A 24,922-nucleotide genomic window follows, 5' to 3' on the forward strand; every position below is an offset into this window, starting at 1 on the left:
AGCGTTTGAGGGTGGCGTTTAAGGGGTGGGGGTCAAGACGGCGCGGCAACGGAGGTCGGATGCGGGTTAGGTTCGTCGCGCTCGCTCGGTATGACCGAAATTGGCATTGCGCCATACCGAAGCTGTCCCGCACCGCCTTCCAGAACCTGGGATGTCGCCCACCATCCCCCTCATCCTGAGGTGCGACCCTGAGCTTGTCGAAGGGGAGCCTCGAAGGACGCACCTCTCTGGGCCCTGGAGCCCACCCGCCTCCTCATCCTGAGGTGCGAGCCCGCGACTACGTTCGAATACTGGCGCCGGCGTCGGAAAGGCGAGCCTCGAAGGACGCACCAATTCCTGCCCTCCCAACCCCGACCTGAAGCCCGCCCGCCCCCCTCATCCTGAGGTGCGAGCCCTCGACTACGTTCGAAATACTGGCGCCGGCGTCGGAAAGGCGAGCCTCGAAGGACGCACCAATTCCTGCCCTCCCAATCCCCGACATGAAGCCCACCCGCCTCCTCATCCTGAGGTGCGAGCCCTCGACCACGTTCGAAATACTGGCGCCGGCGTCGGAAGGGCGAGCCTCGAAGGACGCATACCCTGCAACACCCAACCACAAGAGCAGCCCGCCATTCGGGGAGAACGGCAGGCTGCGGCGCCGGCGGTGGTGGGCTCACGAGGTCCGGCGCTTGAGGTTGGTCGCCGGTTCTACGCCGCCCGCAGGTTCACGCGGCTTTCGGCGAGCTCGGTCAGCTTCTTGTCGGTCGCCTTCTCCTCGTCGAGGTTCTGCTGGAGGAGCTGCGCGCAATCGCTGCGGCCGAGTTCCTTGGCCCAGGCGATCAGCGTGCCGTAGCGGGTGATCTCGTAATGCTCGACCGCCTGCGCGGCGGCGATCACCGCGGCGTCGAGAACCTGCTTGTCCTCCACTTCGCCGACAACCTCGTCGGCTTCCTCCAATATGCCGTCGATCGCCGGGCAATTGACGCCCTTGGCTTCCGTGCCGTGCATCCTGAAGACCTCCTCGAGGCGCTCGATATGGCCCTCGGTCTCGACCAGGTGCTTCTCGAAGCCCTTCTGCAGCTCCGGATTGGTCGCCTTGTCGATCATCGTCGGCAGGTTCTTCGCAATCTGCTTCTCCGCGTAATAGATGTCGCGGAGCGTGTGGACGAAGAGATCGTCCATGGTTTTGATGTCCTTCGTAAACAAGCCCATCTTCGTAGCCTTTCATGCTCTTCCGTTGGAGGGGCAGAGTTTCTTGACACTCTGGCGAAGCCGGCTCTCGTCCGACCATGTTCCCAACAAGCGGCGCGGACGAGTGTTCCCGCAATTCGCGCGCGCCGGCCGAACTTTTTTCGTGGTGACCCGGGAACGCCTTTTCACGACGAGAGGCGGACGCGGAACGCGCGTTTCGCGTTGCAGGAATGCAACAGCGATATCTTTTCGTCGGATGTGAGCGAAATCACATCCAAAGCTTCGCATTTCAGACAATCTGGTGGCGCTAAACAGCCAATGATTAACATCGCGTTCACCGAGTATTCACCGGCGCTCGCTATGGTGCCCCGCAATCGGAAGGGACATCCGAGGGACAGGAAGAAGTGTCATGAAGTTCTGGGTTTACATGACGAGCTGCGCCATCGCGCTGAGGGAGTTTTTCGCGCCGAGCTACAGGCCGGAGCGCCACTACATGCGGGGCCCCGGACCCGCCTGCCAGAAGCGCGGCGGCCCCATGCGGACGCATGTCAGCTTCCGCTGAACTCTTTTAGCCGCACGGTCGCAGGAGCACCGGTTCCGCGGCCTCGACGCCGACCGACACGCACCTCCCCCCGCCGCATATCGACCATCCCGACGAGGTCGCCCCCGACGCCGCCAGCGACAGCGAGGCCTGCGCGGGCAGAGCCGGCCAATAGACCCACCAATCATCCCTCAGGACGGATCCCTCGGGCGGCTCCATGCCGGCGCCCGACCCCTTGACGCGCGCCTCGACGATCTCGAGCCCGGCGGGCGTGACCCGCCAGTCCTCCTCCCAGCGCGTCTTCTGCACCGAATGCTCCCAGGAGAGCGTGAACAGCCCGGCGGCGAGAACCGTCGTCTTGCCCGCCGCCAGGATGCACAGGCTCACGTGACGGCCGTCTGGTGGCCGCCGCGCGCGCCTCGCGTGCGCCACCAGTGGAAGGCGACGACGAGCACGCCGAGCGCGAAGCCGATCTCGTCGGTGAGCGGCAGCGCCAGCACGAGGAGCACGCCGGCGGCGAAGGCGGCCAGCCGTTCCCACCAGAAGGCGCGGGCGAAGAGGAAGCCGACGACCGCCACCCCCCACAGCGCGATGCCGAAGCAGGCCTTGAAGACGATATAGACGACCTCGACGGGATAGCCCCAGGCTTCGGCCATCGGGCCGGCATCCTGCAGCATCAGCGCCGGCGTGTAGACGGCCATGAACGGCACGACGAAGCCGGCCGTCGCCAGCTTCGTCGCCTGCAGCGATATCTTGAGCCCTGAGGTCTTCGCCATCGGCGCGGCCGCGAAGCAGGCGAGCGCCACCGGCGGGGTCAGGTCGGCCATGATGCCGAAATAGAAGACGAACATGTGGCTGACGAGCAGCGGCACGCCGAGTTCGAGCAGCGCCGGCCCGGCGAGCGACGAGGTGATGATGTAGTTCGGGATGGTCGGGATGCCCATGCCGAGCACCAGGCAGGTCAGCATCGTCAGGATCAGCGACAGGAACAGGTTGTTCTCGCCGATGCGGATGATCGCGCCGATGAAGGTGGAGGCGATGCCGGTCAGCGTCAGCGTGCCGATGACGATGCCGACGACGGCGCAGGCGATGCCGACCGGCAGCGCGTTCTTGGCGCCCTCGGCGAGCGAATCGCGGCAGATGGCGAGCGTCTCGCGGCCGCCCTTGAAGACGACGCAGGCCAGCACCAGCAGCCCGATGACCAGCGCGAGGACGTTGACGCCGAACCGCATGAAGGCGGCGGCCGCAAGACCGAGCGCCACCCAGAAGACGACGCGGAAGGCGAACGGGCCGATGAGGGCTGCGAGCGGCGTTCCGAGGATGAGTACGACGATCAGCGCCAGCCCCATCGTGCCGGCGAAGATCGGCGTGTAGCCGGCGAAGAGCAGGTAGACGAGCGCGCCGAGCGGCAGCACGAGCGGCCAATGCTGCTTCACCGCGAGCCACGGGTTGGGCAGCGACGCCCTGTCCATGCCCTTGAGGCCGGCCTTTCCGGCTTCCAGGTGGACCATCCAGAAGCAGACGCCGAAATAGAGCGCCGCCGGGATGAGGGCGGCCTTGACGACCGCGACGTAGGGCACGTTGAGCGTCTCGGCCATGATGAAGGCGACCGCGCCCATCACCGGCGGCATGATCTGGCCGCCCATGGACGACGTCGCCTCCACGCCGCCGGCGAAGGCCGAGCGAAAGCCGAAACGCTTCATCAGCGGGATGGTGAACTGGCCGCTGGCCACCACGTTGGCGACGCCGGAACCGGAGATCGTCCCCATCAGCGCGGAGGAGAGCACGCAGACCTGCGCCGGCCCGCCGCGCCAGGCGCCGACCAGGCCGAGCGCGAAATCGTTGAACAGCGCCAGCATGCCGGCGCGTTCGAGGAAGGCGGCGAAGACGACGAAGATGAAGATATAGGCTGCCGAGACATAGATCGGCGTGCCGTAGATGCCCTCGGTGCCGAAGCCGAAATGCTCGATGATCAGCTCGAAATCGTAGCCGCGGTGGATGAAGGGCGCGGGCAGGTACTGGCCGAGGAAGCAATAGGCGAGGAAGATGCCGGCGATGATGGTCAGCGGCAGTCCCATCAGCCGCCGCGCGCCCTCGAAGACCAGCGCGATCATCACCGTGCCGACGGCGAGATCGAGCGGCGTCAGGAAGCCGGCGCGCTGGATCAGCGGCACGTAGTTGACCCAGTTGTAGATGCCGGTGAGGAAACCGATGATGCCGAGCGCCCAGAACCAGGTCTTTCCCCACTGGGTCTTGGCCACGAGATTGGCGAAGAGCGCGAAGCCGAGAAGCAGCAGGAAGCCGACATGCATGGCGCGCACCACCTGGCTCGGCAGCGTGCCGTAGGCCGCCGTCCAGAGCTGGAACAGCGAGAAGGAGAAGGCGATCCAGAAGGCGATCCGCCCGGTGATGCCCTCGCCGAAGCCGGCCGGCAGGCCTTCGATCGGCTCCTCCGCCGAATCCTGAAGGATCATCGATCCTTCGGTCTTTGTCGCGCTCATTTCCCCTCCCGGGCTGTCGAAATCACGCATCTGTTTGGCTGGAACGCCCTCTCCGGCCCTTCGGGCCACCTCCCCCGCTTTGCAGGGGAGGAACCGGCGTCACGGACGGCCGCATCCTGGATCCTCCCCCGTTCACGGGGAGGAGGACCGCCGAGGCAGACAGGCCGGCCAAGCCGGGAGCCTGCTATTTCAGCAGGCCCGCCTCGCGATAATAGCGCTCCGCGCCCGGATGCAGCGGAACCGGCATGCCGTCGAGCGCCTTCTTCGGGTCGATCGCCTTGGCCGCGGCGTGCGAGGCCGCCAGCTTTTCGAGGTTCTCGAAGAGCAGCTTCGTCATCTGGTAGGCGGTCTCCTCCGAGACGCCGTCATGGGTGATGAGGAAATTGCCGACCGCCGCCGTCTCCACGTCCTCGTCCTGGCCGTCATAGGTGCCGGCGGGAATGGTGGCGGACATGTAGGGCGCGCCGATCTTCTCGACATCGGCCGCGGGCACCGCGACCACGTTGATCGGCAGCGACGTCGCCAGGTCGCGGATCGAGGCCACGCCGAGGCCGGCCGACTGCAGCGTCGCGTCGAGCTGGCGGTTCTTGATGAGCTCGACGGATTCGGCGAAGGGCAGGTACTCGGTCTTGCCGAGATCCTGATAGCTCATGCCCGCCGCCTCGAAGATCGCCCGCGCGTTGAGCTCGGTGCCGGAGGCCGGCGCGCCGACCGAGAGGCTCTTGCCCTTGAGGTCGGCGAGCGTCTTGACGCCGGATTCCTGCGAGGCGACGATCTGGATGAAGTTCGGATAGATGGCGGCGATGCCGCGCAGCTTGTCGAGCTTGCCGGGGAAGCCGGCCTCCTTGTTGCCTTCCCATGCCTCCTGCACCGAATCGCCCAGCGAGAAGGCGATCTCGCCGCGGCCAGCCTGCAGCAGGTTGAGGTTTTCCACCGACGCCTTGGTGGCCTGCACCTGGGCGCGGGCGCCCTCGATGCCGGCGCCGTAGATTTCGGAAAGCGCCACGCCGAGCGGATAATAGACGCCGGACGTGCCGCCGGTCAGCACGTTGATGAATTCCTGTGCCTTGGCGGGAACCGCCGCGAAGCCGAGCGACAGCGCGACCGCGCCGGCGAGCAGGAACCTGTTCTTCATGATCGACATAACTCCTCCCAGAGATCGTTGCCTAGCCATGCGATGGGCTAGGTCCTTTTTAGACGCTGCGGCGCAAATGCCAATCAGTAATTGGTCGCGTGCGGACGGACGGGCTGTCCCGTTGCCCGGCGAGGAGCGGCGCGGAAGCTACTGGCGCAGGGCGATCGCCGCGGCGGCCGCCGCCATGAAGGAGGCGGCCGTGCGGTTGAGCAGCCTCAGCGCACGCGGCGTTTGCAGGAACCAGCGCGCCTTCGCCGCGAGCGCCAGGTAGGGGATGAGCACCACCAGCAGCACCGCGCCGGTCAGCATCACCAATATGCCGTAGTCGCCGACCGAGATCTGCTCGAGGTCGATGATCGTCGGCATCAGGGCGATGTAGAACACCATGACCTTGGGATTGCCGAGCGTGACGACGAGGCCGGCGAGATAGCTCGCGACGGCGCCGCTCCTGTCCGTCCTCGGGTTCACCGTCTCGGTCGCGATGCCCTTCGTCCAGAACGACCAGGCAAGCCAGGCGAGATAGGCCACGCCGAGCCATTTTATGATCAGGAAGGCGGTGCCGAAGGTCTGCGCGACGAGCGCCAGGCCGAGAATGACGGCGGTCAGATAGATCAGGTCGCCGCTGATCAGCCCGAGCGCCATGAACAGCGAGGCGCGGAAGCCGGAGCCCAGCGCCCGCGCGATCAGCGCCGCCACGCCCGGCCCCGGGATGGCGGCGGCGAGCGCGAGCGCGCCGGAATAGGTGATGAAGCCTGCGACGGTCATTCTGGAGCCTGCTGCGGACCGGAAACGGAGCCGCTTATCGCATGGCGCCGCGCGGCGGAAAAGCCGGTTCGATTGTGCCAGTTGCCGGGGTGAGGGGCGCCGAACGCGCATCCGCCCGCCCGCTTCCGTTTGGAAGGCGGGGCTCGGGCTGGTAGAAGAACGGCTGGGGTGATTCTCGCGATCTGGACATGCTCATGGAGCGGCTGGCGGGCCGGGTGATATTGCTGAGCGGGTGGCGCCGTGCGCTGGTCGGTTTCCTGGCCGGCGCGCTGGCCGCGTTCAGCCAGCCGCCCTACGACTTCTTCGCCGTCTGCTTCGTCTCCTTTCCGGTCCTCGTCTGGCTGCTCGACGGTTCCGCCGGCGAGCCGGGGCAGGGCGCGATCCGCCGGTCGCTGCCCGCTTTCATGATCGGCTGGTGGTTCGGCTTCGGCTATTTCGCGGCCGGCCTGTGGTGGACCGGAAACGCGCTTCTCGTCGAGGCCGAGCTCTTCGCCTGGGCGCTGCCGCTCGCCATCTTCGGCCTGCCGGCGCTGCTGGCGCTGTTCTACGGCGCGGCGACGCTGCTCGCCCGCGCGCTGTGGAGCGACGACATCTGCCGCATCGCGGCGCTCGCCTTCGCCTTCGGGCTTGCCGAATGGGTGCGCGCCACCGTGCTGACCGGCTTTCCCTGGAACGCGATCGGCTACGCGGCGATGCCGGTCCCGGTGCTGATGCAGTCGGTGCGCGTCGCCGGGCTCTTCGGCATGTCGGCGCTCGCCGTCTTCGTCTTCGCCATGCCCGCCCTGCTCGCCTCGCGCCGGCACCGGCGGTTGGGCCTCGGCCTCGCGCTGCTGCTCGCCGCGGCGCATGCCGGCTACGGTTTCTGGCGAATGGGAACCGCCGAAGCCGCGACCGGGACGCTCGATGTCCGCATCGTCCAGCCGTCGATCAGCCAGTCGGAAAAATGGGACGCCTCGATCCGCGACCGGATATTCAGGACCTATCTCGATCTTTCGGCGCGCCCGCCGGAAGCAGGCATGCCGCGTCCCGAGCTGATCCTCTGGCCGGAAACCTCGGTTCCCTTCCTGCTGACGCAACGCCCGGGTGCGCTGCCGGCGCTGGGCGACCTCGTCGGCGAGGGCCAGGTGCTGCTCGCCGGCGCCATCCGTGTCGAGGGTCCGGAGAGCACGGCCCGCTATTACAACAGCGTCGTCGCCATCGACGCCGCCGGCGAGATCTACGACGCGACGGACAAGGTGCATCTGGTGCCGTTCGGCGAGTACCTGCCGTTCCAGGCGCTGTTCGAGCGGATCGGACTGCGCCAGCTCGCCCAATCGGTCTCGGCCTTCTCGTCCGGCTCGCAGCGCCACGCGATCACGATGCCCGGCGGGACGGCCGGTCTGCCCTTCATCTGCTACGAGATCATCTTCCCGGGCGTGGCGGGCTTCGGCGACGCCGACGCGGATTTCCTGATCAACGTGACCAACGACGCGTGGTTCGGCGACACGCCCGGCCCCTACCAGCATTTCCGCCAGGCGCAGGTGCGCGCGGTGGAGGCGGGCCGGCCGCTGGTGCGCGCCGCCAATAACGGCATATCCGGCGTGGTCGACGCCTATGGCCGCGTCGTCGACGCCTTCGCCATCAACGCGGTCGGCGTGCTCGACGCGGCCCTGCCCATCCAGCGCGTCGAGGGCCGGGTGCTCGCCGGGCCTTCGGCGAACGGCGCCGCGGTGCTTGCCGTGCTGGCGCTTGCCGCGCTCGCGGCGCGTCTTCTGGCGGGCTCACGCGGCAGGAAAAGCCACAAGCGGATGTAAGTCGGGCGAAGTCCCCACCGTTGCGATATGGTGGGTCGGAACGGGAGCTTGACAGCGGCGGCGGCAGTCCTTCATCTGCCCTTCCCTGAATCTCACGGAGCCTCGCCATGGCCCTTCGCGTCGCCGTCCAGATGGACCACATTTCCACCGTCTCGATCGCCGGAGACACCTCCTTCGCGCTTTCACTGGAGGCGCGGAGGCGCGGCCACGAGCTCTACCACTACACGCCCGATCGGCTCTCCATGCTCGGCGGCAAGGTCTTCGCCCGCGTCGAGAGGATGGAGGTGCGCGACGTCGAGGGCGATCACTACACGCTGGGCGAGCCGGTGAGGACCGATCTGTCGACGATGGACGTGGTGCTGCTGCGCCAGGATCCGCCCTTCGACATGAACTACATCACCACCACGCATCTGCTGGAGCGCATTCACCCGAAGACGCTGGTGGTCAACGATCCGGCCTGGGTGCGCAACAGCCCGGAGAAGATCTTCGTCACCGAGTTCCCGGACCTGATGCCGGAGACGCTGATCACCAAGGACGCGCGGGAAGTGGACGCCTTCCGCAAGGAATTCGGCGACATCATCGTCAAGCCGCTCTACGGCAATGGCGGGGCCGGCATCTTCCATCTCCACGAGGCCGACCGCAACCTCGCCTCGCTGCTCGAAATGTTCGGCCAGATGTTCCGCGAGCCCTTCATCGTGCAGCGCTATCTGAAGGGCGTGCGCAAGGGCGACAAGCGCATCATCCTCATCGACGGCGAGCCGGTCGGCGCGATCAACCGCGTGCCGGCCGAGCATGATTCGCGCTCCAACATGCATGTCGGCGGGCGCGCGGAGAAGACCGAGCTGACGGCACGCGAGCGCGAGATCTGCGCCCGCATCGGCCCGTCGCTGAAGGAGCGCGGCTTCATCCTCGTCGGCATCGACGTGATCGGCGACTTCATGACCGAGATCAACGTGACCTCGCCGACCGGCGTGCGCGAGGTGAAGAAGTTCGGCGGCGCCGACATCGCCGCGCTCTTCTGGGACGCGGTCGAGGCGAAGCGGTGCTGAGCCAAGGTCGCGGACGGCCGCATCGCCGGTTCCTCCCCTGCGAAGCGAGGGAGGGGGACCATGCGAAGCATGGTGGAGGGGGCGCGAGCGCACTGGTAGTGCGATAGACCCTGCCCTCGCCCTCAGTCGTGGACGGCGCCGGAGCCGCCGATCGTGACGATGTTGAAGGGCTTGCCCTCGACGGCGATGTCGCGGCTCTTTTCGAAGCTTTCCGCGTCGATCATGTGGATCACGCTCTTCGGCGGGTCGGTGACGGCGATCTCCGTGCCCGTCACCGCGACGCGCAGGCGCGGCTCGTTCCAATGGCCGTCCATCGAATGGGCTCCGTCAGCGCGATCGATTTCGCGATCCTGTCCGAGAGCACGTTGATCTGGTGGAGCTCGCTGTCGCGAAGAAGAGGCGGGCTTGCCCGCCTCCCGTTTCCCGCGCGGCGAAAGCCGGTTCCGCGTCAGCTCGCGTTGCCGAGGCAGTCCTTCAGCGACCCCGCCATGTCGCGGATCAGCCCGAGATAGAGTTCGGGACCGTCGGTAAGGTCCGCCCCCAGCGGGTCGAGCACGCCGGTTTTCGCATTCGTGCCTTCGGTGACGACGGAGACGAGGCGCGGCTCGAATTGCGGTTCGGCGAAGACGCAGGCCGCGTCGAGCTCCTCGATCTTGGCCTTGATCTCGGAGACGCGCTGCGCGCCGGGCATCACCTCCGGGCTGACGGTGATGGAGCCGACCACGTTCAGCCCGAACTTCGTCTCGAAATACTGGTAGGCGTCGTGGAAGACGACGACGGGCCTGTCCTTGACCGGCCCCAGCTCCGCCTCGATCTCGGTGGAAAGCTCGTCGATCCTCGTCGCATAGGCGGCGGCGTTGGCCGTGTAGCGCTCGGCGTTGTCCGGGTCGGCCTCGGCCAGCGTGCGCTCGATCTCGTCGAGCATCAGCTTGGCGTTGTCCGGATCGAGCCAGAAATGCAAATCGTGCTCGCCATGGTGATGGCCGTGGTCGTGCTCATGGTCGTGCCCATCGTCATGACCGTGACCGTCGCCATGGTCGTGCGCCTCGAACGGCCCGCCCTCGCGGAATTTCAGCTTGACGAGTCCCCTCGTGTCCTCCAGTGCCACCACTTTCGCGCCGCCGCCCAGTGTCTTGATCGGATTGTCCAGGAAGGTCTCCATCTCGTGGCCGACCCAGAAGATCACGCTCGCCTGCTCGAGTGCCGCGGCATCGGAGGGACGCAGGGAATAGACGTGCTCGGATCCCGTGCCGCGCACGATCAGCGTCGGTTCCCCAACGCCTTCCATCACCGCCGAAACCAGCGAATGCACCGGCTTGATCGAGGCGACGACGCCGTCGAGCGCATGGGCGGAACCCGGTCCGGCGAAAAGGAAGGCCGCGGAGGCGAGGCAGAGGGCGCGGGTGCTTTTCGTCACGTCGATACTCCTGTCACGATACGGAAAGAGGCTGGTTTGCCCGATGGTGAATGTTATGACATAACATGTTATTGCGAAACGCTATAACGTGTGCCATATGCTCATGGCAACCCGTCAGGACATCCGATGCTGGAAAAAAATCAAGACGCCCCGCGCGACATCCTCGTCAGCCTCAAGGGCGCCGGCGTGTTCCGCGGCGGGCGATGGCTGGTGCGCAACGTGGATTTCGACATCAGGCAGGGCGAGATCGTCACGCTGATTGGCCCGAACGGTTCGGGCAAGAGCACCACCGCGCGCACGGCGATCGGCATCGTTCGGCCGGACGAGGGCGGCGTCACCCGCAAGCCCGGCCTGAAGGTCGGCTACGTGCCGCAGAAGCTCGCCATCGACTGGACGCTGCCGCTGACCGTCGAGCGGCTGATGACGCTCACCGGGCCGCAACCGCCCGCCGCGATCGCCGAGGCGCTGGAGGCCGTCGGCGCGGCGCATCTCGCCAGGGCCGAGGTGCAGGCGCTTTCCGGCGGCGAGTTCCAGCGCGCGCTGCTTGCCCGCGCCATCGTGCGCAATCCCGACCTGCTGGTCCTCGACGAGCCGGTGCAGGGCGTCGACTTCTCCGGCGAGGTGGCGCTCTACGACCTGATCCGCCAGATCCGCGACCGCACCCGATGCGGCATCCTGCTCATCTCGCACGATCTGCACGTGGTGATGGCCGACACCGACACCGTCATCTGCCTCAACGGTCATGTCTGCTGCCGCGGCACGCCGGAATCGGTCGTCGCCAGCCCGGCATACAGGAAGCTGTTCGGCGCCCGGGCCGCCGAGACGCTGGCGATCTACCGCCACCATCACGACCACACCCACATGGCCGACGGGCGCGTGTTGCACGAGGACGGCACGGTGACCGACCATTGCCACCCGCGCGACGGCCATCACCACGATCATGGTCATGACGATCACGACCATAAGGGGCATGCGCACGGCCACGCGGGAGACGGCGATGCTCGATGATTTCTTCACCCGCGCGCTCATCGCCGGCATCGGCGTCGCGCTGACGGCGGGCCCGCTCGGCTGCTTCATCGTCTGGCGGCGCATGGCCTATTTCGGCGACACCATGGCGCATTCCGCGCTGCTCGGCGTGGCGCTCGCCTTCCTGTTCGAGATCAACCTGATGGCCGGCGTCTTCCTCGTCGCCGTGCTCGTCTCGATCGCGCTGCTGCTCCTGCAGCGGCGCAACGCGCTCTCGACCGACGCGCTGCTCGGCATTCTCTCGCATTCCACGCTGGCGCTCGGCCTCGTCATGGTCGCGTTCATGAGCTGGGTGCGCGTCGATCTGATGGGCTTCCTGTTCGGCGACATCCTCGCCGTCTCGCGGCTCGACATCGCCTTCGTCTACGGCGGCGGCGCGCTAGTCCTCGCGCTCGTCGCCTGGCTGTGGCGGCCGCTGCTGGCCGCCACCGTCAACGAGGAACTGGCCCAGGCCGAGGGCATGGCGCCCGGGCGCTCGCGCTTCGCCTTCATGCTTCTGATGGCGCTGGTGATCGCCATTTCCATGAAGATCGTCGGCATATTGCTCATCACCTCGCTCCTGATCATCCCGGCGGCGACGGCGCGTCGGTTCTCGGCGACGCCCGAGCAGATGGCGGTGATCGCCTCGCTGATCGGCGCGGTCGCGGTCACCGGCGGGCTCTTCGGCTCGCTGCGTTTCGACACGCCGTCCGGCCCGTCCATCGTGGTGGCGGCGCTTGCTCTTTTCCTTCTGAGCCTGCTGCCTTACGCTGGGCTCCTGAAGCGCAGCCAACCCGCAACCGAAGGCATCGACCGATGACCACCGCCTCTCCCGAACTCACGCGCAACCAGTCGCTGGTGCTGGAGACGCTGGCGAAGGCCGAAGGGCCGCTTTCGGCCTACACGATCCTCGACAAGCTGCGCGACGACGGTTTCCGCGCGCCGCTGCAGGTCTACCGCGCGCTCGACAAGCTGCTCGGCTTCGGGCTGATCCACCGGCTCGAATCGCTCAACGCCTTCGTCGCCTGCGCCCATCCGCATTGCCATGCGCACGGTCTGATCGCCTTTGCGATCTGCGAGAAATGCGGCCAGGTCGACGAATTCTCCGACGAGGTGGTGCAGAAGCGGCTGGCCGGCTGGGCCGAAGATCACCGCTTCAAGGCGGAGAAGACGACCATCGAGATCCGCGGTCGCTGCGCCAACTGCCTGGCCGCCTGAGGCTCCGGAGCGGTTCCGGCTTATCACTGAAAAACGCCCCTAGGCACTGCCGATCAGCACGCCCGCCGCGAACACCAGCCCGCCGCCCAGAACCACCTGGAAGGCGGCGCGCAGGAACGGCGTTTCCATGAAGCGGTTCTGGATATAGGCGATCGCCCAGAGCTCGACGAAGACCACGATCGCCGCCACCGTCGTCGCGGTCCAGAAGTCCGGGATCAGATAGGGCAGGGCATGGCCGAGCCCGCCGACCGTCGTCATGATGCCGGAGGCGAGCCCGCGCTTGACCGGCGAGCCGCGTCCCGAAAGCTTGCCGTCGTCATGGGCGGCCTCGGTGAAGCCCATCGATATGCCGGCGCCCACCGAGGCCGAGAGGCCGACGAGGAATGTCTGCCAGGTGTCGCCGGTGGCGAAGGCCGCGGCGAAGATCGGCGCCAGCGTGGAGACCGAGCCGTCCATCAGGCCCGCGAGGCCGGGTTGCACGAAGGTCAGCAGGAACTGCTTGTGCTCGGCTGCCTTCTCCTCGTCGCGGACGTCGTCGGGCGTGTGCTTCAGGCCGAGCCTTCTCGCCAGCGATTCATGCGAGCTTTCGGCCGCCGCCAGATCGCCGAGCAGCTTGCGGGTCGAGGCGTCGCTGGCGCGGCCGGCGGCGGCGAGGTAGAAGCGCTGCGCTTGCCGCTCCATCTCCTCTGCCTGCGCGCGCACGTGCTCGATGCCGAGCGGCCGCACCAGCCAGTCCGGCTTGCGCTCGTAATAGCCGCGCACGTGTTCGCGCCGGATCAGCGGGATGCGCTCGCCGAAGCGCTTGCGGTAAAGCTCGATCAGCGCCGCGCGATGCCCGTCCTCCTCGTCCGCCATCTCCTCGAAAATCTTCGCCGATTGCGGGAACCGGTCGCGCAGCCCGTCGGCATAGGCGCGGTAGATGCGTCCGTCGTCCTCCTCCGAGGAGATCGCGAGGGCGAGGATTTCCTGCTCGGAAAGCGAATCGAACGAACGGCGGCCAAGGCCGAAGACGCGGGAAAGCACGAGCGGAAACCTCTTATTTAGAATAGTTCTAAACTAGAGGAGGCCGCCGATCGATTCAATCTGCATTTGCGTCGCATGGCCCATGCAGAAATGCCGGGGCTTCGCGCCTTACATTAGCCTAAGGTTTGCCTATATGACGGGTTTCGCTCTCTCCCCGAAAGGATTCCCATGTCGAAAGACGACGCGCAGCCCCTCGATGCCGGTCTCGCCCTCGATCTCATCGAACGCATCCAGGCCGACCTCGAGCGGCTCAAGGCGCTGGTGGAGCCGCGTGCCGGGGCGTTCGATCCCGCCGATCCGCGCAACAAGACCTGCGACGGCAAGCTGACGCCGGAGGGCGTGGAGACCTGCTACCGGCTCTTCGACGAAGGCCAGACGCGCTATTCTGTCGCCCGGGCGATGAAGATCTCCTTCGCCGCCGCCACGCACCGCTTCAACGCCTGGCGCAAGGCCGGCGGCAGCAAGCGCAGGAACATGCGCTTGGGCTAGGCCGGGGCCTCGCAAACCGAAAGAGCGGCAATCCGGCAAACCGGGCCGCGGTTAACCGAGAACCGCTTAAAATCCGCCGTCCGGCTTGCCTTCGGCGGCGCCGGGCATTCAGATAGCCGCGATGGCCAAGGAAATCGAACGCAAGTTTCTGGTCGACGAGGATGGCTGGCTCGGCCGGGCCGGCGAAGGAGTTGCCATCCGGCAGTTCTATGTCGCCGCCGGCGGCGACCGTTCGGTGCGGGTTCGCCAGCGCAAGGGTGGAGCGACGCTGACCCTGAAGTTCGGGGAGCACGCCCGCGAGCGTGACGAGTTCGAATATGAGGTTTCGCCCGACGATGCGCGGGAAATGGCGGCTTTCGCCGTCGGCGTGGTGGTCGAGAAGACCCGCCACCTCGTCCCCCATGCCGGCCATGTCTACGAGGTCGACGTCTTCGCCGGCAGCCTCGCGGGGTTGGTGATCGCCGAGCTGGAGACGCCGGACGAGGTCGCGGATGCCGACCTGCCGGCCTGGCTCGGCCGCGAGATCACCGGCGAGGCGGAATACTACAATGCGAGCCTCGCCTTGAACGGCATGCCCCGCCCCGGCGCGATGCGCATCGATCCGTCCCGCCCGTTCGATCGCGAGCTCGTCCGCAACGCCCTTGCCCAGGCCGATGCCGCGATCGCCAGCCTCGGGCGGGCCTCGCCCGAAAACCCGGTCGCGCTCCACGAGGCCCGCAAGGCGATCAAGAAGCTGCGCGCGCTCCTCGGCCTTGCGCGAGCGGCCGCGCCCGGCATCCTGGCGGCGGAGGCGCGCCGCTTCCGCGACGCCGCGCGCCCGATCGCCGCCCCGCGCGAGGCGGGCGCGCTGGTCGAGACCATGGATCGGCTGATCGCGGAATTTCCCGGCAAGGTCGCGGCCTGCCGCCTGGCGGACATCCGCGCGGCGCTCGCGGCCCGCCATGCCCGCCTGTTCGAGGATCGCGCGGATCTCGACGCAGCCGTCGCCGCCGCGCTGCAAGCGTGCGGGGAGGGTCGCGCCGCTCTGCGGGCGCTCGTCGTCGGCCCGGATGTCGACCCGGCGGAGGTGCTGGCTCGCGGCGTGAAGAGGAACCTGGCGCGCGGACGCAAGGCGCTCGTGGCCGCGCGAAACCGGGCGGCGCCCGAGGATTTCCACGCCTTGCGCAAGACGGTGAAGGCGCATTGGGCGCATCTCGGCCTGCTTCGCAACGTCTGGCCCGGCAAGGTCGGAAAGCGCCGCGCCGCCGCCGAAAGGCTCGGCGAGGATCTGGGCGAGCTCAACGACATCCACGTCATGCGCGCCGAAATCGCCGCCGGCACGCTGGGCCTGCCGGAAGGGATCGACACCGGCCCCTTCGACCGGCTGCTCAAATCCAAGGCGAAGGCGCTTTCCAGGCAATGCATCGCCGATGCGGAAAAGCTGCTTTCGGCCGCGCCGCGCAATTTGCAAAAGACCCTCGCTGCCGCGTTCGGCGACGCTGGTGCCGCCGGCTCGCCGGGCAAGGCCGGCTGACCCTCCGCCTCGCGCACGATCCTGCCGGCTCAGCTCCCTTCCGGTCCGCGCTCCCGCCTTATGTCGCGCAGCGCCCCGGCGATGTTCTTGCGGTAGCGCACGCGCGAGCGCGTGAGGCCATGGGTCATCAGCATGCGGCGAACCTGCTGCCCGGCTCCCGAGACATGGAAGCTGACGCCGGCCCGCTCCGCCCGCCGCAGCGTTCCTTCCACGACATTGGCGGCCGTCGAATCGAGGAACGGCACCTGCGAGAAATCGAGCACGAAGTTTTTGGGCTGGTCGGCGATGCGATCGAGAACGGTCCCCACCGTCGAGGCCGCGCCGAAGAAGAACGCGCCGGAAATCCGGTAGACCACCGTGTCGGGATCGTCGGCGCTCGAAGGATCGTAGGCGACGCGCCCGCCATTCTCGGCGTCCGGCCTGTCGTCCTCCACGACGGGCATGTGGCTTTCGACCTCGATGGCCGACGCCATGCGGTGGATGAACAACAGCGCGCCGAGCGAGAAGCCGACGACGATGCCTTCGGTCAGGTCGCGGAAGATCACCAGCGCGAAGGTCACGCCGAGCACGATGGCGTCGCCCCAGGAGGAGCGCACGAGCGCGCCGATGGCATGCTTCTCGATCATGTTCCAGGCGACCGTCGCCAGCATGCCGGCGAGGGCTGCGAGCGGGATGTAGCTCGCCAGCGGCGCGGCCACCAGCATGAAGACGAGCAGGAAGAGCGCGTGCAGCATGCCCGACACCGGCCCATGCGCGCCGGCGCGCACATTGGTGGCGGTGCGGGCGATCGTGCCAGTCACGCAGATGCCGCCGAACAGCGCCGAGCCGATATTCGCCGCGCCCTGCGCCACCAGTTCGCAATTCGAACGATGGCGCCGGCCGGTCATCCCGTCGGCGACGACCGCCGAAAGCAGCGATTCGATCGCCCCGAGCAAGGTGAAGGCGACGGCGTCGGGCAGCACGGCCGCCGCTTTCTCCAGCGTGAATTCCGGCAGATGCGGCAAGGGCAGCGTGCGCGGGATGCCGCCGAAGCGGCTTCCGATGGTCTCGACCTGCAATCCCGGCAGCGCCGTCGCCGCCGAGGCCGCCGCGATCGCGATCAGCAGCGCCGGCCATGCCGGCCGCCAGCGCTTTATCGCCATGATCGTGCCGATGGTGAGCAGCCCGACGCCCACCGCCTGCGCGTTGACCGTTGCGGCCGCGTCCGCCAGGGCGTGCAACTTGGCGATGAGCTCGCCCGGTTCCGGGCCGGACAGCGTCAGGCCGAAGAAATCGTGCAACTGGCTCGCAAGTATCACCACCCCGATGCCGGCGGTGAAGCCGATCGTCACCGGGTAGGGGATGAACTTGATGTAGCTGCCGAGGCGCAGATATCCCGCCAGCATCAGCAACACGCCGGACATGGCGGTGGCGAGGATCAGTCCCTCGACGCCGTGGCGCTGGGCGGTGGCGCTGACGAGCACGATGAAGGCGCCGGCCGGCCCGCCGATCTGGAAGCGGCTTCCGCCGAGCGCCGAGACGATGAAGCCGCCGACGATGGCGGTGAAAAGGCCGCGATCCGGCGACACGCCGGAAGCGATCGCGATCGCCATCGAGAGCGGCAGCGCGACGATCGCCACCGTCAGCCCGGCGATCGCGTCGGCACGCAGGGCCGTGGGGCCGTAGCCCTCGCGAAGCACGCTCGCCAGCTTGGGCATGTAGAGTTCGCCGAAGCTCGGCCCCCGGCTTGCCGTCCGCCGGCCGCGGCCGGCGCTCATCCCCGCCATTTCCGTTCCGGCCGTCTCATCGGCCGCCCTTGCCTATCCCGCCTTCGATTCCGGCGGTGCCTGCCGGAGCCGCACGCCGCGGCCGCCTGCATCGCTCGTCTGGTTCTCGCCGATCAGCTCGACGCCGGCCTTGTTCAGCCCTTCGATGACCTTCACCAGAGTATCGACCACGCCGCGCACCACGCCGTCGCTCGCCTCCATTCTCTGGATGGTCGGAAGCGAAACGCCCGAAAGCTCGGCGAGCGTTTTTTGGTCGATGCCGGCGAGTGCTCGTGCCGCACGCATTTGTGAAGCTGTAATCATACGGTTTCACAGTCCAATTATGATGTTTGAAACATGCTAAATGATGTTTTCCCGTCGCGCAAGCCTTGCCTCCGCTTCCACCTCGACAGGGAGCGGCTCGAAACCTGTCCGTACCCTCGACCCGCTACCGCTCGCCGCTTCCCGGTCCGCGCGCCTCGAAATTTCCGCGGGGAAAGCTTTGCCATCGGGCAAATCTTCATCGTTTCGGGGAATGGAAAGATTTTTCATGATGGTTCGGGGAGAAAGCGCCTCGGCTTCTTGCGCGGAAACGAAAACATGTTTAACGAGCGCTTTGATTACGTTGCGTCAGTTTACTTGCGCGTGCCGTTGAACAAGCAACATAAACACGGCCAATCATTTCAAAGGCATTCGCCTGGACCGACGACATGGGGAACGTCGATCCGCGCCCGGTAGAGGTGCCGCGATGCCTTTCAATGGCGAGGTAGAATATCTCATGCAGACGTCGGAAATGCTGACGCCGCGCGCATCGGATACTGCAACAAGGGTCGTATCGACGATGAGACGACTTGGAGTTGCTGCGTTGCCGCGCAATTACGAACTTTTCTACGAGGCGGCCACCGGCACCAATCCCAAGCTTGCGGCGGCCATCGCCGCGCTTGGTCCGCGCCCCTCGCAGCAGGCGCTCGACCGTGTTCGCGGCGAGTTCCTCGCCATAGCCGATCACCGGATCGTCGAGGACGCGCGGGAGACCATCTCCGCCAGGCTCGACGAGATTCTCGGCCTCCTGCGCAGGGACCGCTCGTCGATGGAGGCCTATGGCCGTATCCTCGGCGAAACCTCCGACGGGCTTTCCCGGCGCGGCGCCATGACGAGGGAGTTCCTCGACCGCATCGTCTCGGTCATGGCGAACGCCACCACCAGCTCGATCGAAAGCCGCACCCGGCTCGTCGGCTCGATGACGGACAGGTCGAACGAGCTGAAGGCGGTGAAGACGAAGCTCGAGGAGTACAAGCGTCTCGCCGACACCGATCCGCTCACCCAGCTCGCCAACCGCCGCGTCTTCGACGAGGCGCTGGCGCGCATCTACGACAGCAATCGCGGCGTCGCCTTCGGCGCCCTCGTTCTCGGCGACGTCGACCGTTTCAAGCAGATCAACGATCGTTTCGGCCATCCGGTCGGCGACCGCGTTCTGCAGGTCGTCGCCGGCATCATCAGGTCGACCGTCAAGGAGGACATATTGGTGGCGCGCACCGGCGGCGAGGAGTTCGCGCTGGTGCTTTCCGGGCGCGGGGAGGACGCCACCTGGCGCGTCGCCGAGGAGGTGCGCAAGGCGATCGAGGAAGCGCCCTTCGTCAACATGGCGAACGGCGTCGATTACGGCCCGGTGACGATTTCGCTCGGCACCTGCATGGCCACCCAGGCGCAGGGTGCGGCGGATCTCTACGACAAGGCCGACAAGGCGCTCTACGCCTCCAAGAACGCCGGCCGCAACCGCGTCACCCGCTTCTCCTCGCTTTCGGAAGGCGACTTCTCGAAGGACTGGCTCATCTACCGTAAGGATTGAAGGCGCCGGGCTGCCTAGCGCGGGGTGATGTAGGGTCCGAGCGTGATCAGGCCGACGGCGAGGATGGCGACGGCGATGCCTATCCCCTGCAGCCCGCTCACCTTCTCGCCGAAATAGGCGAAGGCGACGAGGTTGACCGCGACGAGCTGGATGACGGCGGAGAGGCTGAGAGCGATGCCCATGCCGAATTCACGGATCAGCCGCAGCATGATCAGGTTGCCGATCGTATAGAGCGCCAGCACCAGCGCGAGCCGCCAATGGTTCGGCGAGATGGTCCAGGTCTTGGCCGCGCTCGCCGCCATCAGGAAGACGATGGTCGAAGCGCCGAGCTGCGCGATCCCCGAAAGTGTCACCTGTTCCTCCGCCCGAAATTTCCGCTGAAAGTCTTGCACCTGCTCTGCGCCGCGCCGGAGCCGGCGTCAAGCGGGGGAGGCGGCTCGACCACGGAATTTGGAGGCGGGAAACTCGGCATCGCCGCGACGCATCCGGATTTTGAGACACGGCCTCTCGGAATGTATGCTTGCGAACATTGGTGTGCCGGTATCAAGGGGATGTCCGATGCCGTGGAAACTCGATGAAACCGTGAAAACGTCGGCCGGCGCGGTGGCCGCGGGCCGAACCGGCAGCGGTCCTGCACTGGTGCTCGCCCACGGCTGGCCGTGGTCTTCGTTCTCGTGGCATCGCATCGTTCCGGACCTCGCCGGCCGGTTCAGCGTCCATTGGTACGATATGCCCGGATACGGTCGCTCCGACAAAGCTGCGGAGCAGCGCACCTCGCTCGACGTTCAGGGTGAGGTGTTCGTCGAGATGCTCGCGCATTGGGGGCTCGAGCGGCCGATGGTCGTTGCCCACGACATGGGTGGGGCGACGACATTGCGGGCGCATCTGCTGCATGGTTGCGATTTCGAGCGCTATGTCATGATGAACGTCGTCGCCATGCGCCCGTGGGGATCGGAGTTCTTCGATCACGTCGGCCGCCATGTGGATGCCTTTCTCGGCCTGCCGCCGCATATCCACAAGGCGGTGGTGGAGGCATATATCGGGGGAGCGATCGTGAACGGCATCGACCCCGGAGATTTCGCCAAGCTCGTCGAGCCGTGGATTTCCGGGGAGGGGCGGGCAAGCTTCTATCGGCAATTCGCGCAGGCCGATGAAAGATACACCGCCGAAGTCGAACCCGTGTTCGCACAGATTCGCTGCCCGGTAGGAATAATATGGGGCGAAGACGATCCGTGGATTCCGCTCGAACGCGGCAAGGCGCTTCATGCGCTCGTCCCGCAGGCATCGTTCGAGACGCTGCCCGGCGTCGGGCACCTGCCTCAGCTCGAAGCCCCGGATCTCGTCGTCGAACGGCTGGGCGCATTCCTGTCGGGCGAAGGCGGCGGTTCGCGAAGGGCGTGACCACGCGGGCGGACCGACGGTTCGGGCCTTCTCCGACGGCCCGCTGTCCGATGCCGCCGCATTCCCCCTCCGCGCCACTTTGCCACTCCGCGACACTCCGCCCCTGCGGCAGGGCGCCTCTGCGTCAGGGCGTACCTTTGACCGATGCCGCAATGCTGGCTATCCTTCGCCACAATAAAGGCAGGAGAGCTTTCGGTCATGGACGCACTTCTACTCTCGCGAATCCAGTTCGCCGCGAACATCTCCTTCCACATACTTTTCCCGACAATCACCATCTCGCTCGGCTGGGTGCTGCTGTTCTTCAAGCTGCGCTACAACGCCACCGGCGACGCCGCCTGGATGCGCGCCTATTTCTTCTGGGTGAAGGTGTTCGCGCTGTCCTTCGCGCTCGGCGTCGTCTCCGGCGTCACCATGACCTTCCAGTTCGGCACCAACTGGCCGGGCTTCATGGAGACGGTCGGCAACATCGCCGGCCCGCTGCTCGCCTACGAGGTTCTGACCGCATTCTTCCTCGAGGCGGTCTTCCTCGGCATCATGCTGTTCGGTTTCCGCCGGGTGTCGAACGCGGTGCACACGCTCGCCACCCTCCTCGTCGCCTTCGGCACGACGATGTCGGCGGTGTGGATCCTGGCGCTCAATTCCTGGATGCAGACGCCCGCCGGTTTCGAGATGCGCGACGGCGTCGCCCACGCCACCGACTGGTGGGCGATCGTCTTCAACCCGTCCTTCCCCTACCGCTTCGTGCACATGCTGATCGCGTCGGGCCTCACCGTCGCCTTCCTCGTCGCCGGCATGTCGGCGCTGCGCTACCTTGCCGGCGACCGTTCGGCCTCGATGTGGAAGGCGCTGCGCACCGGCGTCTTCCTCGGCGCGGTCTTGATCCCCGTCCAGATATTCGTCGGCGACCTGCACGGCCTCAACACGCTGGAGCATCAGCCGCAGAAGATCGCCGCCATGGAAGCCAATTGGGAGACGCGCGCCGGCGTGCCGCTGGTGCTGTTCGCCTGGCCCGACGAGGCGGCGCGCGAGAACCGCTTCGAGGTCTCCGTGCCCTACGGCGCCAGCATCATCCTGAGGCACAGCCCCGACGGCGTGGTGCCGGGGCTCAACGACTTTGTCGACAATCATCCGCCCGTCGCGCCGGTCTTCTGGGCCTTCCGCATCATGGTCGGCACCGGCCTTCTGATGCTGGCGCTGTCCTGGGCGGCCGCCTTCTTCCTGCTGCGGCGCGATCGCCTGCCGAAATTGCTTGCCTACGCCTATACGCCGATGGCGTTCTCCGGCTGGGTGGCGACGCTCGCCGGCTGGTACACGACCGAGATCGGCCGCCAGCCCTGGCTCGTCACCGGCGTGCTCAAAACCGCCGACGCCGTCACCCCGGTGCCCGGCTCGCATGTCGGCTTCACCCTCGCCATCTATCTCGTCCTCTACGCGGTGCTGATCGTCGTCTATCTCGGCGTCCTCACCCACCTGGCGCTGAAGGCGGCCAGGGAAGGCGACAACTCGCCCTTGCCGGGCGTCATCGACAAGCCGATGTCGCAGCCCGCCCAGGCTGGGGAGTGAGGAGATGCGCGCTGCGCAGAAAACAGTCTCCCCCGTTTACGGGGGAGGGGGACCGCCGGAGGCGGTGGTGGGGGGCTGCCGGCAATCTTCAACCATCGCCGTCAGCGGAAGCTCGCCTGCCAATAACCGGCAAACACAGGTGCTAGAACCATGACCCTCGACTGGCCGACCCTCCTGCCTCTGATCTTCGCCGGGCTGATGGGCCTGTCGATTCTCATCTATGTCGTGCTCGACGGCTTCGACCTCGGCATCGGCATCCTCTTCGCCATGGCCGACGACGAGGAGAAGGACACGATGATCGCGGCCATCGGGCCGTTCTGGGACGCCAACGAGACCTGGCTGGTGCTGGCCGTCGGCCTGCTGCTCGTCGCGTTCCCGATCGCCCACGGCGTCATTCTCACCGCGCTCTACCTTCCGGTCTTCGTGCTGCTCGTCGGCCTGATCCTGCGCGGCATCGCCTTCGACTTCCGCGCCAAGGTGCCGGTTCACCGCAAGGGCCGCTGGAATTTCATCTTCTTCGCCGGCTCGCTGATCGCCTCGCTCGCCCAGGGCTACATGCTCGGCATCTACGTCCTCGGCCTCGACACCGGGCTTGCCGCGATCGGCTTCGGCGTGCTGGTGGCGCTCTGTCTTGCCGCTTCCTACGCGGCGATGGGGGCGGCCTGGCTGATCTACAAGACCGAGGACGAATTGCAGCGCAAGGCCGTGCGCTTTCTGCGCTCCGCGCTCGTCTTCACCGCCGTCGGCATGGCGGCGATCTCGATCGTCACGCCGTTCGCCAGCCCGCGCATCTTCGACAAATGGTTCACCTGGCCGGAGATCGCGCTGCTCGCGCCGCTGCCGCTGATCACCGCCGCGCTGTTCGTCTGGCTCTGGTTCCTGACGCTCAGGCTGCCGGCGCGCGGCGACCGCCACTCGATCACGCCGTTCGTCACGCTCGCTACGATCTTCACGCTGGGCTTCGCGGGGCTCGCCTATTCCTTCTACCCCTACGTGGTGCCCGAACGGCTGACCATCTGGGAGGCGGCGGCGGCGGCGGAGAGCCTCGCCATCATCCTCGTCGGCACGGTGTTCGTGCTGCCGGTCATCATCGGCTATTCCTTCTACGCCTACCGCGTCTTCGGCGGAAAGGCGACCGAGCTGACCTACGACTGAGAAAGCGCCGGCTCCGCCGCTCAATCCATGTGAGCGGCGGCTGGCGCACCGGCGGCGGCCGTCTTCGGCTTGCGCAGCAGCAGCGCCAGCGGGATCGCGCAGAGCGTGACGATCATCATCAGCTTGAAGTCGTCGACATAGGAGATCATCAGCGCCTGCTGGTTGACGAGCTGGTCGAGCTGGGCGAGCGCGGTCGGATTTCCCGCCGCCGCACCCGGCAGGATCGCCTTCAGGTTCTGGTTGAAGGGCGTCAGCCCCGCCGTGAGCTCGGCATGGTTGATCTGCGTGTTGCGCGTCAAGAGCACGGTGACGATCGAGATGCCGATCGACGAGCCGATGTTGCGCACCAGGCTGAACAGGCTCGCCGCATCCGTCCGGAAGCGCGGGTCGAGCGTCGCGAAGGCGACCGTCGACAACGGCACGAAGACGAGGCCGAGGCCCAGCCCCTGCACCACGCCGGAGACGATGATCAGGTGGTCGTCCATCTGCGGCGAGAAGCCCGTCATCATGTGCAGCGACCATGCCGTCAGCGACAGGCCGGTGACCACGAGCACGCGCGCGTCCACCACCTGCACGAGCCGGCCGACCAGGAGCATCGAGATCATCGTGCCGACGCCGCGCGGCGCCATCACGAATCCGGTCAGCACCGTCGAGTGGTTGAAGAGCCGCGACAGCATCGGCGGCAGCAGCGCCAGGCTCGCCAGCAGGATCACGCCGACGATGAAGATGAAGACGAGGCCGGTCACGAAGTTGCGGTCGGCGAAGATCTTGGGGTCGATGAACGTGTCCTTGCCGGTCATCAGGTGCACGGCGAAGACCCAGAAGCCGGTGATCGCCAGGCCGAGCTCGATCCAGATCTCGACCGCCGAGAACCAGTCGACCTCGGCGCCGCGGTCGAGCATGAGCTGCAGCGCGCCGACGCCCAGCGACAGCATGGCGAAGCCGAAGAAGTCGAAGCCGCGCAGGCGTATGCCGGTCCGCGGCAGGAACGCGGCCGAGCCGAGGAAGGCGAGGATGCCCACCGGCAGGTTGATGAAGAACACCCAGCGCCAGTTGGCCGCCTCGGTCAGCCAGCCGCCGAGGGTGGGGCCGATGATCGGACCGACCATGATGCCGGCGCCCCAGATCGCCATCGCCTGGCCGTGCTTTTCCTTCGGGTTGATGTCGAGCAGGAAGGTCTGCGACAGCGGCACGATGGCAGCGCCGAACAGGCCCTGCATGACGCGGAAGGCGACCATGCTCTCCAGGCTCCAGGCGAGCCCGCACAGCATGGAGAAGATGGTGAAGCCGGCGATCGCGACGAGGAACAGCTCGCGCCGGCCGAACCGGTCGGCGAGCCAGCCGGTCACCGGCGTCATGATCGCCGCGGCGACGATGTAGGAGGTCAGGACCCAGTTGATCGTGTCCTGGCTCGCGCCGAGATCGCCCGTCATCGTCGGCAGCGCGACATTGGCGATGGTCGTGTCGAGGACCTGCATGATCGTCGCGAGCATGATCGAGATGGTGATCAGCCCGCGATGTGGGACTTCGGTGGAAGGTGTCGTGGCTGCCGTGCTCATTGCACAAGCTTCTTTCTTCGGGTTTTAGGGC

The 24,922-nt window shown here is 66.8% G+C and carries 23 protein-coding genes and 2 pseudogenes; 13 read left to right on the plus strand and 12 right to left on the minus strand.

What is annotated here, in order from left to right:
* Window positions 1–687: 687 nt before the first annotated feature.
* On the minus strand, window positions 688–1,191 hold the full coding sequence (locus tag XW59_RS28825; RefSeq protein WP_047149083.1) for a ferritin-like domain-containing protein: 504 nt from the start codon (window positions 1,189–1,191) through the stop codon (window positions 688–690).
* A 388-nt stretch (window positions 1,192–1,579) separates the two neighbouring features.
* Between XW59_RS28825 and XW59_RS29475 the strand changes: the two genes are divergently transcribed.
* Window positions 1,580–1,732 carry a hypothetical protein gene (locus XW59_RS29475; RefSeq protein ID WP_170990251.1) on the plus strand — a complete coding sequence of 51 codons (153 nt, stop codon included), beginning with the start codon at window positions 1,580–1,582 and terminating at the stop codon, window positions 1,730–1,732.
* A 6-nt stretch (window positions 1,733–1,738) separates the two neighbouring features.
* Here XW59_RS29475 and XW59_RS28830 read toward each other — a convergent pair whose 3' ends face one another.
* From XW59_RS28830 to XW59_RS28845, 4 genes are all read right to left on the minus strand, one after another.
* Window positions 1,739–2,098, minus strand: a complete 360-nt coding sequence (locus XW59_RS28830; RefSeq protein ID WP_047149102.1) for a DUF1850 domain-containing protein — start codon at window positions 2,096–2,098, stop codon at window positions 1,739–1,741.
* On the minus strand, window positions 2,095–4,212 hold the full coding sequence (locus XW59_RS28835; RefSeq protein WP_047149084.1) for a TRAP transporter permease: 2,118 nt from the start codon (window positions 4,210–4,212) through the stop codon (window positions 2,095–2,097). Before XW59_RS28835 ends, XW59_RS28830 begins: the two co-directional genes overlap by 4 nt.
* A 184-nt stretch (window positions 4,213–4,396) precedes the next feature.
* Entirely contained in the window at window positions 4,397–5,356 is a 960-nt protein-coding gene (locus tag XW59_RS28840) for a TAXI family TRAP transporter solute-binding subunit (protein WP_047149085.1), read from the minus strand.
* Between the two features lie 138 nt (window positions 5,357–5,494).
* The gene (locus tag XW59_RS28845; RefSeq protein WP_047149086.1) at window positions 5,495–6,112 is read right to left on the minus strand and encodes a LysE family translocator; all 618 of its coding nucleotides are present in this window, start codon (window positions 6,110–6,112) and stop codon (window positions 5,495–5,497) included.
* A gap of 194 nt (window positions 6,113–6,306) precedes the next feature.
* On the opposite strand from XW59_RS28845, the gene lnt reads away from it, so the two are divergent.
* Window positions 6,307–7,905 carry an apolipoprotein N-acyltransferase gene (gene lnt, locus XW59_RS28850; RefSeq protein WP_047149103.1) on the plus strand — a complete coding sequence of 533 codons (1,599 nt, stop codon included), beginning with the start codon at window positions 6,307–6,309 and terminating at the stop codon, window positions 7,903–7,905.
* Window positions 7,906–8,012: 107 nt separating this feature from the next.
* Window positions 8,013–8,954, plus strand: a complete 942-nt coding sequence (gene gshB, locus XW59_RS28855; RefSeq protein ID WP_047149087.1) for a glutathione synthase — start codon at window positions 8,013–8,015, stop codon at window positions 8,952–8,954.
* 122 nt (window positions 8,955–9,076) lie between these two features.
* Here gshB and XW59_RS28860 read toward each other — a convergent pair whose 3' ends face one another.
* Entirely contained in the window at window positions 9,077–9,268 is a 192-nt protein-coding gene (locus XW59_RS28860; RefSeq protein ID WP_047149088.1) for a hypothetical protein, read from the minus strand.
* A gap of 134 nt (window positions 9,269–9,402) precedes the next feature.
* On the minus strand, window positions 9,403–10,371 hold the full coding sequence (gene znuA, locus XW59_RS28865; protein WP_047149089.1) for a zinc ABC transporter substrate-binding protein ZnuA: 969 nt from the start codon (window positions 10,369–10,371) through the stop codon (window positions 9,403–9,405).
* A gap of 126 nt (window positions 10,372–10,497) precedes the next feature.
* On the opposite strand from znuA, the gene znuC reads away from it, so the two are divergent.
* From znuC to XW59_RS28880, 3 genes are read left to right on the plus strand one after another with little or no spacing between them, the layout of a single operon-like run.
* Window positions 10,498–11,379: a zinc ABC transporter ATP-binding protein ZnuC gene (gene znuC / locus XW59_RS28870; protein ID WP_047149090.1), complete on the plus strand. Its 882-nt coding sequence runs from the start codon at window positions 10,498–10,500 to the stop codon at window positions 11,377–11,379.
* Window positions 11,318–12,196, plus strand: coding sequence for a zinc ABC transporter permease subunit ZnuB (znuB, locus tag XW59_RS28875; protein WP_047149091.1), 879 nt, complete (start codon window positions 11,318–11,320; stop codon window positions 12,194–12,196). Before znuC ends, znuB begins: the two co-directional genes overlap by 62 nt.
* The gene (locus XW59_RS28880) at window positions 12,193–12,594 is read left to right on the plus strand and encodes a Fur family transcriptional regulator (RefSeq protein WP_047149092.1); all 402 of its coding nucleotides are present in this window, start codon (window positions 12,193–12,195) and stop codon (window positions 12,592–12,594) included. The genes znuB and XW59_RS28880 overlap by 4 nt, the downstream gene beginning before the upstream one ends.
* 39 nt (window positions 12,595–12,633) lie before the next feature.
* On the opposite strand, the gene mbfA is transcribed toward XW59_RS28880, so the two are convergent.
* A complete protein-coding gene (gene mbfA, locus XW59_RS28885; protein WP_047149093.1) occupies window positions 12,634–13,617 on the minus strand; it encodes an iron exporter MbfA in 984 nt (327 codons plus the stop codon).
* 168 nt (window positions 13,618–13,785) lie between these two features.
* Between mbfA and XW59_RS28890 the strand changes: the two genes are divergently transcribed.
* From XW59_RS28890 to XW59_RS29480, 3 genes and pseudogenes are all read left to right on the plus strand, one after another.
* The gene (locus XW59_RS28890) at window positions 13,786–14,106 is read left to right on the plus strand and encodes a hypothetical protein (protein WP_047149094.1); all 321 of its coding nucleotides are present in this window, start codon (window positions 13,786–13,788) and stop codon (window positions 14,104–14,106) included.
* A 121-nt stretch (window positions 14,107–14,227) separates the two neighbouring features.
* Window positions 14,228–14,695, plus strand: a pseudogene (locus tag XW59_RS29750) (CYTH domain-containing protein); the annotation flags it as partial.
* Between the two features lie 60 nt (window positions 14,696–14,755).
* Window positions 14,756–15,619: pseudogene (locus XW59_RS29480) on the plus strand (CHAD domain-containing protein); the annotation flags it as partial.
* Window positions 15,620–15,648: 29 nt separating this feature from the next.
* Here XW59_RS29480 and XW59_RS28900 read toward each other — a convergent pair.
* Window positions 15,649–17,376 (minus strand): SulP family inorganic anion transporter, encoded by a 1,728-nt coding sequence (locus tag XW59_RS28900; RefSeq protein ID WP_246666267.1) that lies wholly within the window; start codon window positions 17,374–17,376, stop codon window positions 15,649–15,651.
* A gap of 42 nt (window positions 17,377–17,418) precedes the next feature.
* A complete protein-coding gene (locus XW59_RS28905; protein WP_047149096.1) occupies window positions 17,419–17,688 on the minus strand; it encodes a helix-turn-helix transcriptional regulator in 270 nt (89 codons plus the stop codon).
* A gap of 541 nt (window positions 17,689–18,229) precedes the next feature.
* Between XW59_RS28905 and XW59_RS28910 the strand changes: the two genes are divergently transcribed.
* Window positions 18,230–19,213 carry a GGDEF domain-containing protein gene (locus XW59_RS28910; RefSeq protein WP_246666268.1) on the plus strand — a complete coding sequence of 328 codons (984 nt, stop codon included), beginning with the start codon at window positions 18,230–18,232 and terminating at the stop codon, window positions 19,211–19,213.
* Window positions 19,214–19,227: 14 nt separating this feature from the next.
* On the opposite strand, the gene XW59_RS28915 is transcribed toward XW59_RS28910, so the two are convergent.
* Complete coding sequence (locus XW59_RS28915) at window positions 19,228–19,566, minus strand: hypothetical protein (protein WP_047149097.1); 339 nt, start codon at window positions 19,564–19,566, stop codon at window positions 19,228–19,230.
* A 205-nt stretch (window positions 19,567–19,771) separates the two neighbouring features.
* Here XW59_RS28915 and XW59_RS28920 point away from each other — a divergent pair, with 205 nt between their 5' ends.
* The 3 genes from XW59_RS28920 to XW59_RS28930 all read left to right on the plus strand — a co-directional run bounded on the left by XW59_RS28920 (window position 19,772) and on the right by XW59_RS28930 (window position 23,332).
* Window positions 19,772–20,614 carry an alpha/beta hydrolase gene (locus tag XW59_RS28920; protein ID WP_047149098.1) on the plus strand — a complete coding sequence of 281 codons (843 nt, stop codon included), beginning with the start codon at window positions 19,772–19,774 and terminating at the stop codon, window positions 20,612–20,614.
* A gap of 198 nt (window positions 20,615–20,812) precedes the next feature.
* Window positions 20,813–22,177 (plus strand): cytochrome ubiquinol oxidase subunit I, encoded by a 1,365-nt coding sequence (locus tag XW59_RS28925; RefSeq protein ID WP_047149099.1) that lies wholly within the window; start codon window positions 20,813–20,815, stop codon window positions 22,175–22,177.
* Window positions 22,178–22,327: 150 nt separating this feature from the next.
* Entirely contained in the window at window positions 22,328–23,332 is a 1,005-nt protein-coding gene (locus XW59_RS28930; protein WP_047149100.1) for a cytochrome d ubiquinol oxidase subunit II, read from the plus strand.
* Window positions 23,333–23,352: 20 nt separating this feature from the next.
* Here XW59_RS28930 and XW59_RS28935 read toward each other — a convergent pair whose 3' ends face one another.
* Window positions 23,353–24,891 carry a DHA2 family efflux MFS transporter permease subunit gene (locus XW59_RS28935; RefSeq protein WP_047149101.1) on the minus strand — a complete coding sequence of 513 codons (1,539 nt, stop codon included), beginning with the start codon at window positions 24,889–24,891 and terminating at the stop codon, window positions 23,353–23,355.
* Window positions 24,892–24,922: the final 31 nt, after the last annotated feature.

Source organism: Aquamicrobium sp. LC103 (genome assembly GCF_001014615.2).
Classification (GTDB): domain Bacteria; phylum Pseudomonadota; class Alphaproteobacteria; order Rhizobiales; family Rhizobiaceae; genus LBCQ02.

What these genes read in the sequence shown, in the direction of transcription:
- XW59_RS28825 (WP_047149083.1), bottom strand. Translation starts at nt 1,191, where the DNA reads ATGGGCTTGTTTACGAAGGACATCAAAACCATGGACGATCTCTTCGTC.
- XW59_RS29475 (WP_170990251.1), top strand. Translation starts at nt 1,580, where the DNA reads ATGAAGTTCTGGGTTTACATGACGAGCTGCGCCATCGCGCTGAGGGAG.
- XW59_RS28835 (WP_047149084.1), bottom strand. Translation starts at nt 4,212, where the DNA reads ATGAGCGCGACAAAGACCGAAGGATCGATGATCCTTCAGGATTCGGCG.
- XW59_RS28840 (WP_047149085.1), bottom strand. Translation starts at nt 5,356, where the DNA reads ATGTCGATCATGAAGAACAGGTTCCTGCTCGCCGGCGCGGTCGCGCTG.
- XW59_RS28845 (WP_047149086.1), bottom strand. Translation starts at nt 6,112, where the DNA reads ATGACCGTCGCAGGCTTCATCACCTATTCCGGCGCGCTCGCGCTCGCC.
- lnt (WP_047149103.1), top strand. Translation starts at nt 6,307, where the DNA reads ATGGAGCGGCTGGCGGGCCGGGTGATATTGCTGAGCGGGTGGCGCCGT.
- gshB (WP_047149087.1), top strand. Translation starts at nt 8,013, where the DNA reads ATGGCCCTTCGCGTCGCCGTCCAGATGGACCACATTTCCACCGTCTCG.
- XW59_RS28860 (WP_047149088.1), bottom strand. Translation starts at nt 9,268, where the DNA reads ATGGACGGCCATTGGAACGAGCCGCGCCTGCGCGTCGCGGTGACGGGC.
- znuC (WP_047149090.1), top strand. Translation starts at nt 10,498, where the DNA reads ATGCTGGAAAAAAATCAAGACGCCCCGCGCGACATCCTCGTCAGCCTC.
- znuB (WP_047149091.1), top strand. Translation starts at nt 11,318, where the DNA reads ATGACGATCACGACCATAAGGGGCATGCGCACGGCCACGCGGGAGACG.
- XW59_RS28880 (WP_047149092.1), top strand. Translation starts at nt 12,193, where the DNA reads ATGACCACCGCCTCTCCCGAACTCACGCGCAACCAGTCGCTGGTGCTG.
- XW59_RS28890 (WP_047149094.1), top strand. Translation starts at nt 13,786, where the DNA reads ATGTCGAAAGACGACGCGCAGCCCCTCGATGCCGGTCTCGCCCTCGAT.
- XW59_RS28900 (WP_246666267.1), bottom strand. Translation starts at nt 17,376, where the DNA reads ATGAGCGCCGGCCGCGGCCGGCGGACGGCAAGCCGGGGGCCGAGCTTC.
- XW59_RS28905 (WP_047149096.1), bottom strand. Translation starts at nt 17,688, where the DNA reads ATGATTACAGCTTCACAAATGCGTGCGGCACGAGCACTCGCCGGCATC.
- XW59_RS28920 (WP_047149098.1), top strand. Translation starts at nt 19,772, where the DNA reads ATGCCGTGGAAACTCGATGAAACCGTGAAAACGTCGGCCGGCGCGGTG.
- XW59_RS28925 (WP_047149099.1), top strand. Translation starts at nt 20,813, where the DNA reads ATGGACGCACTTCTACTCTCGCGAATCCAGTTCGCCGCGAACATCTCC.
- XW59_RS28930 (WP_047149100.1), top strand. Translation starts at nt 22,328, where the DNA reads ATGACCCTCGACTGGCCGACCCTCCTGCCTCTGATCTTCGCCGGGCTG.
- XW59_RS28935 (WP_047149101.1), bottom strand. Translation starts at nt 24,891, where the DNA reads ATGAGCACGGCAGCCACGACACCTTCCACCGAAGTCCCACATCGCGGG.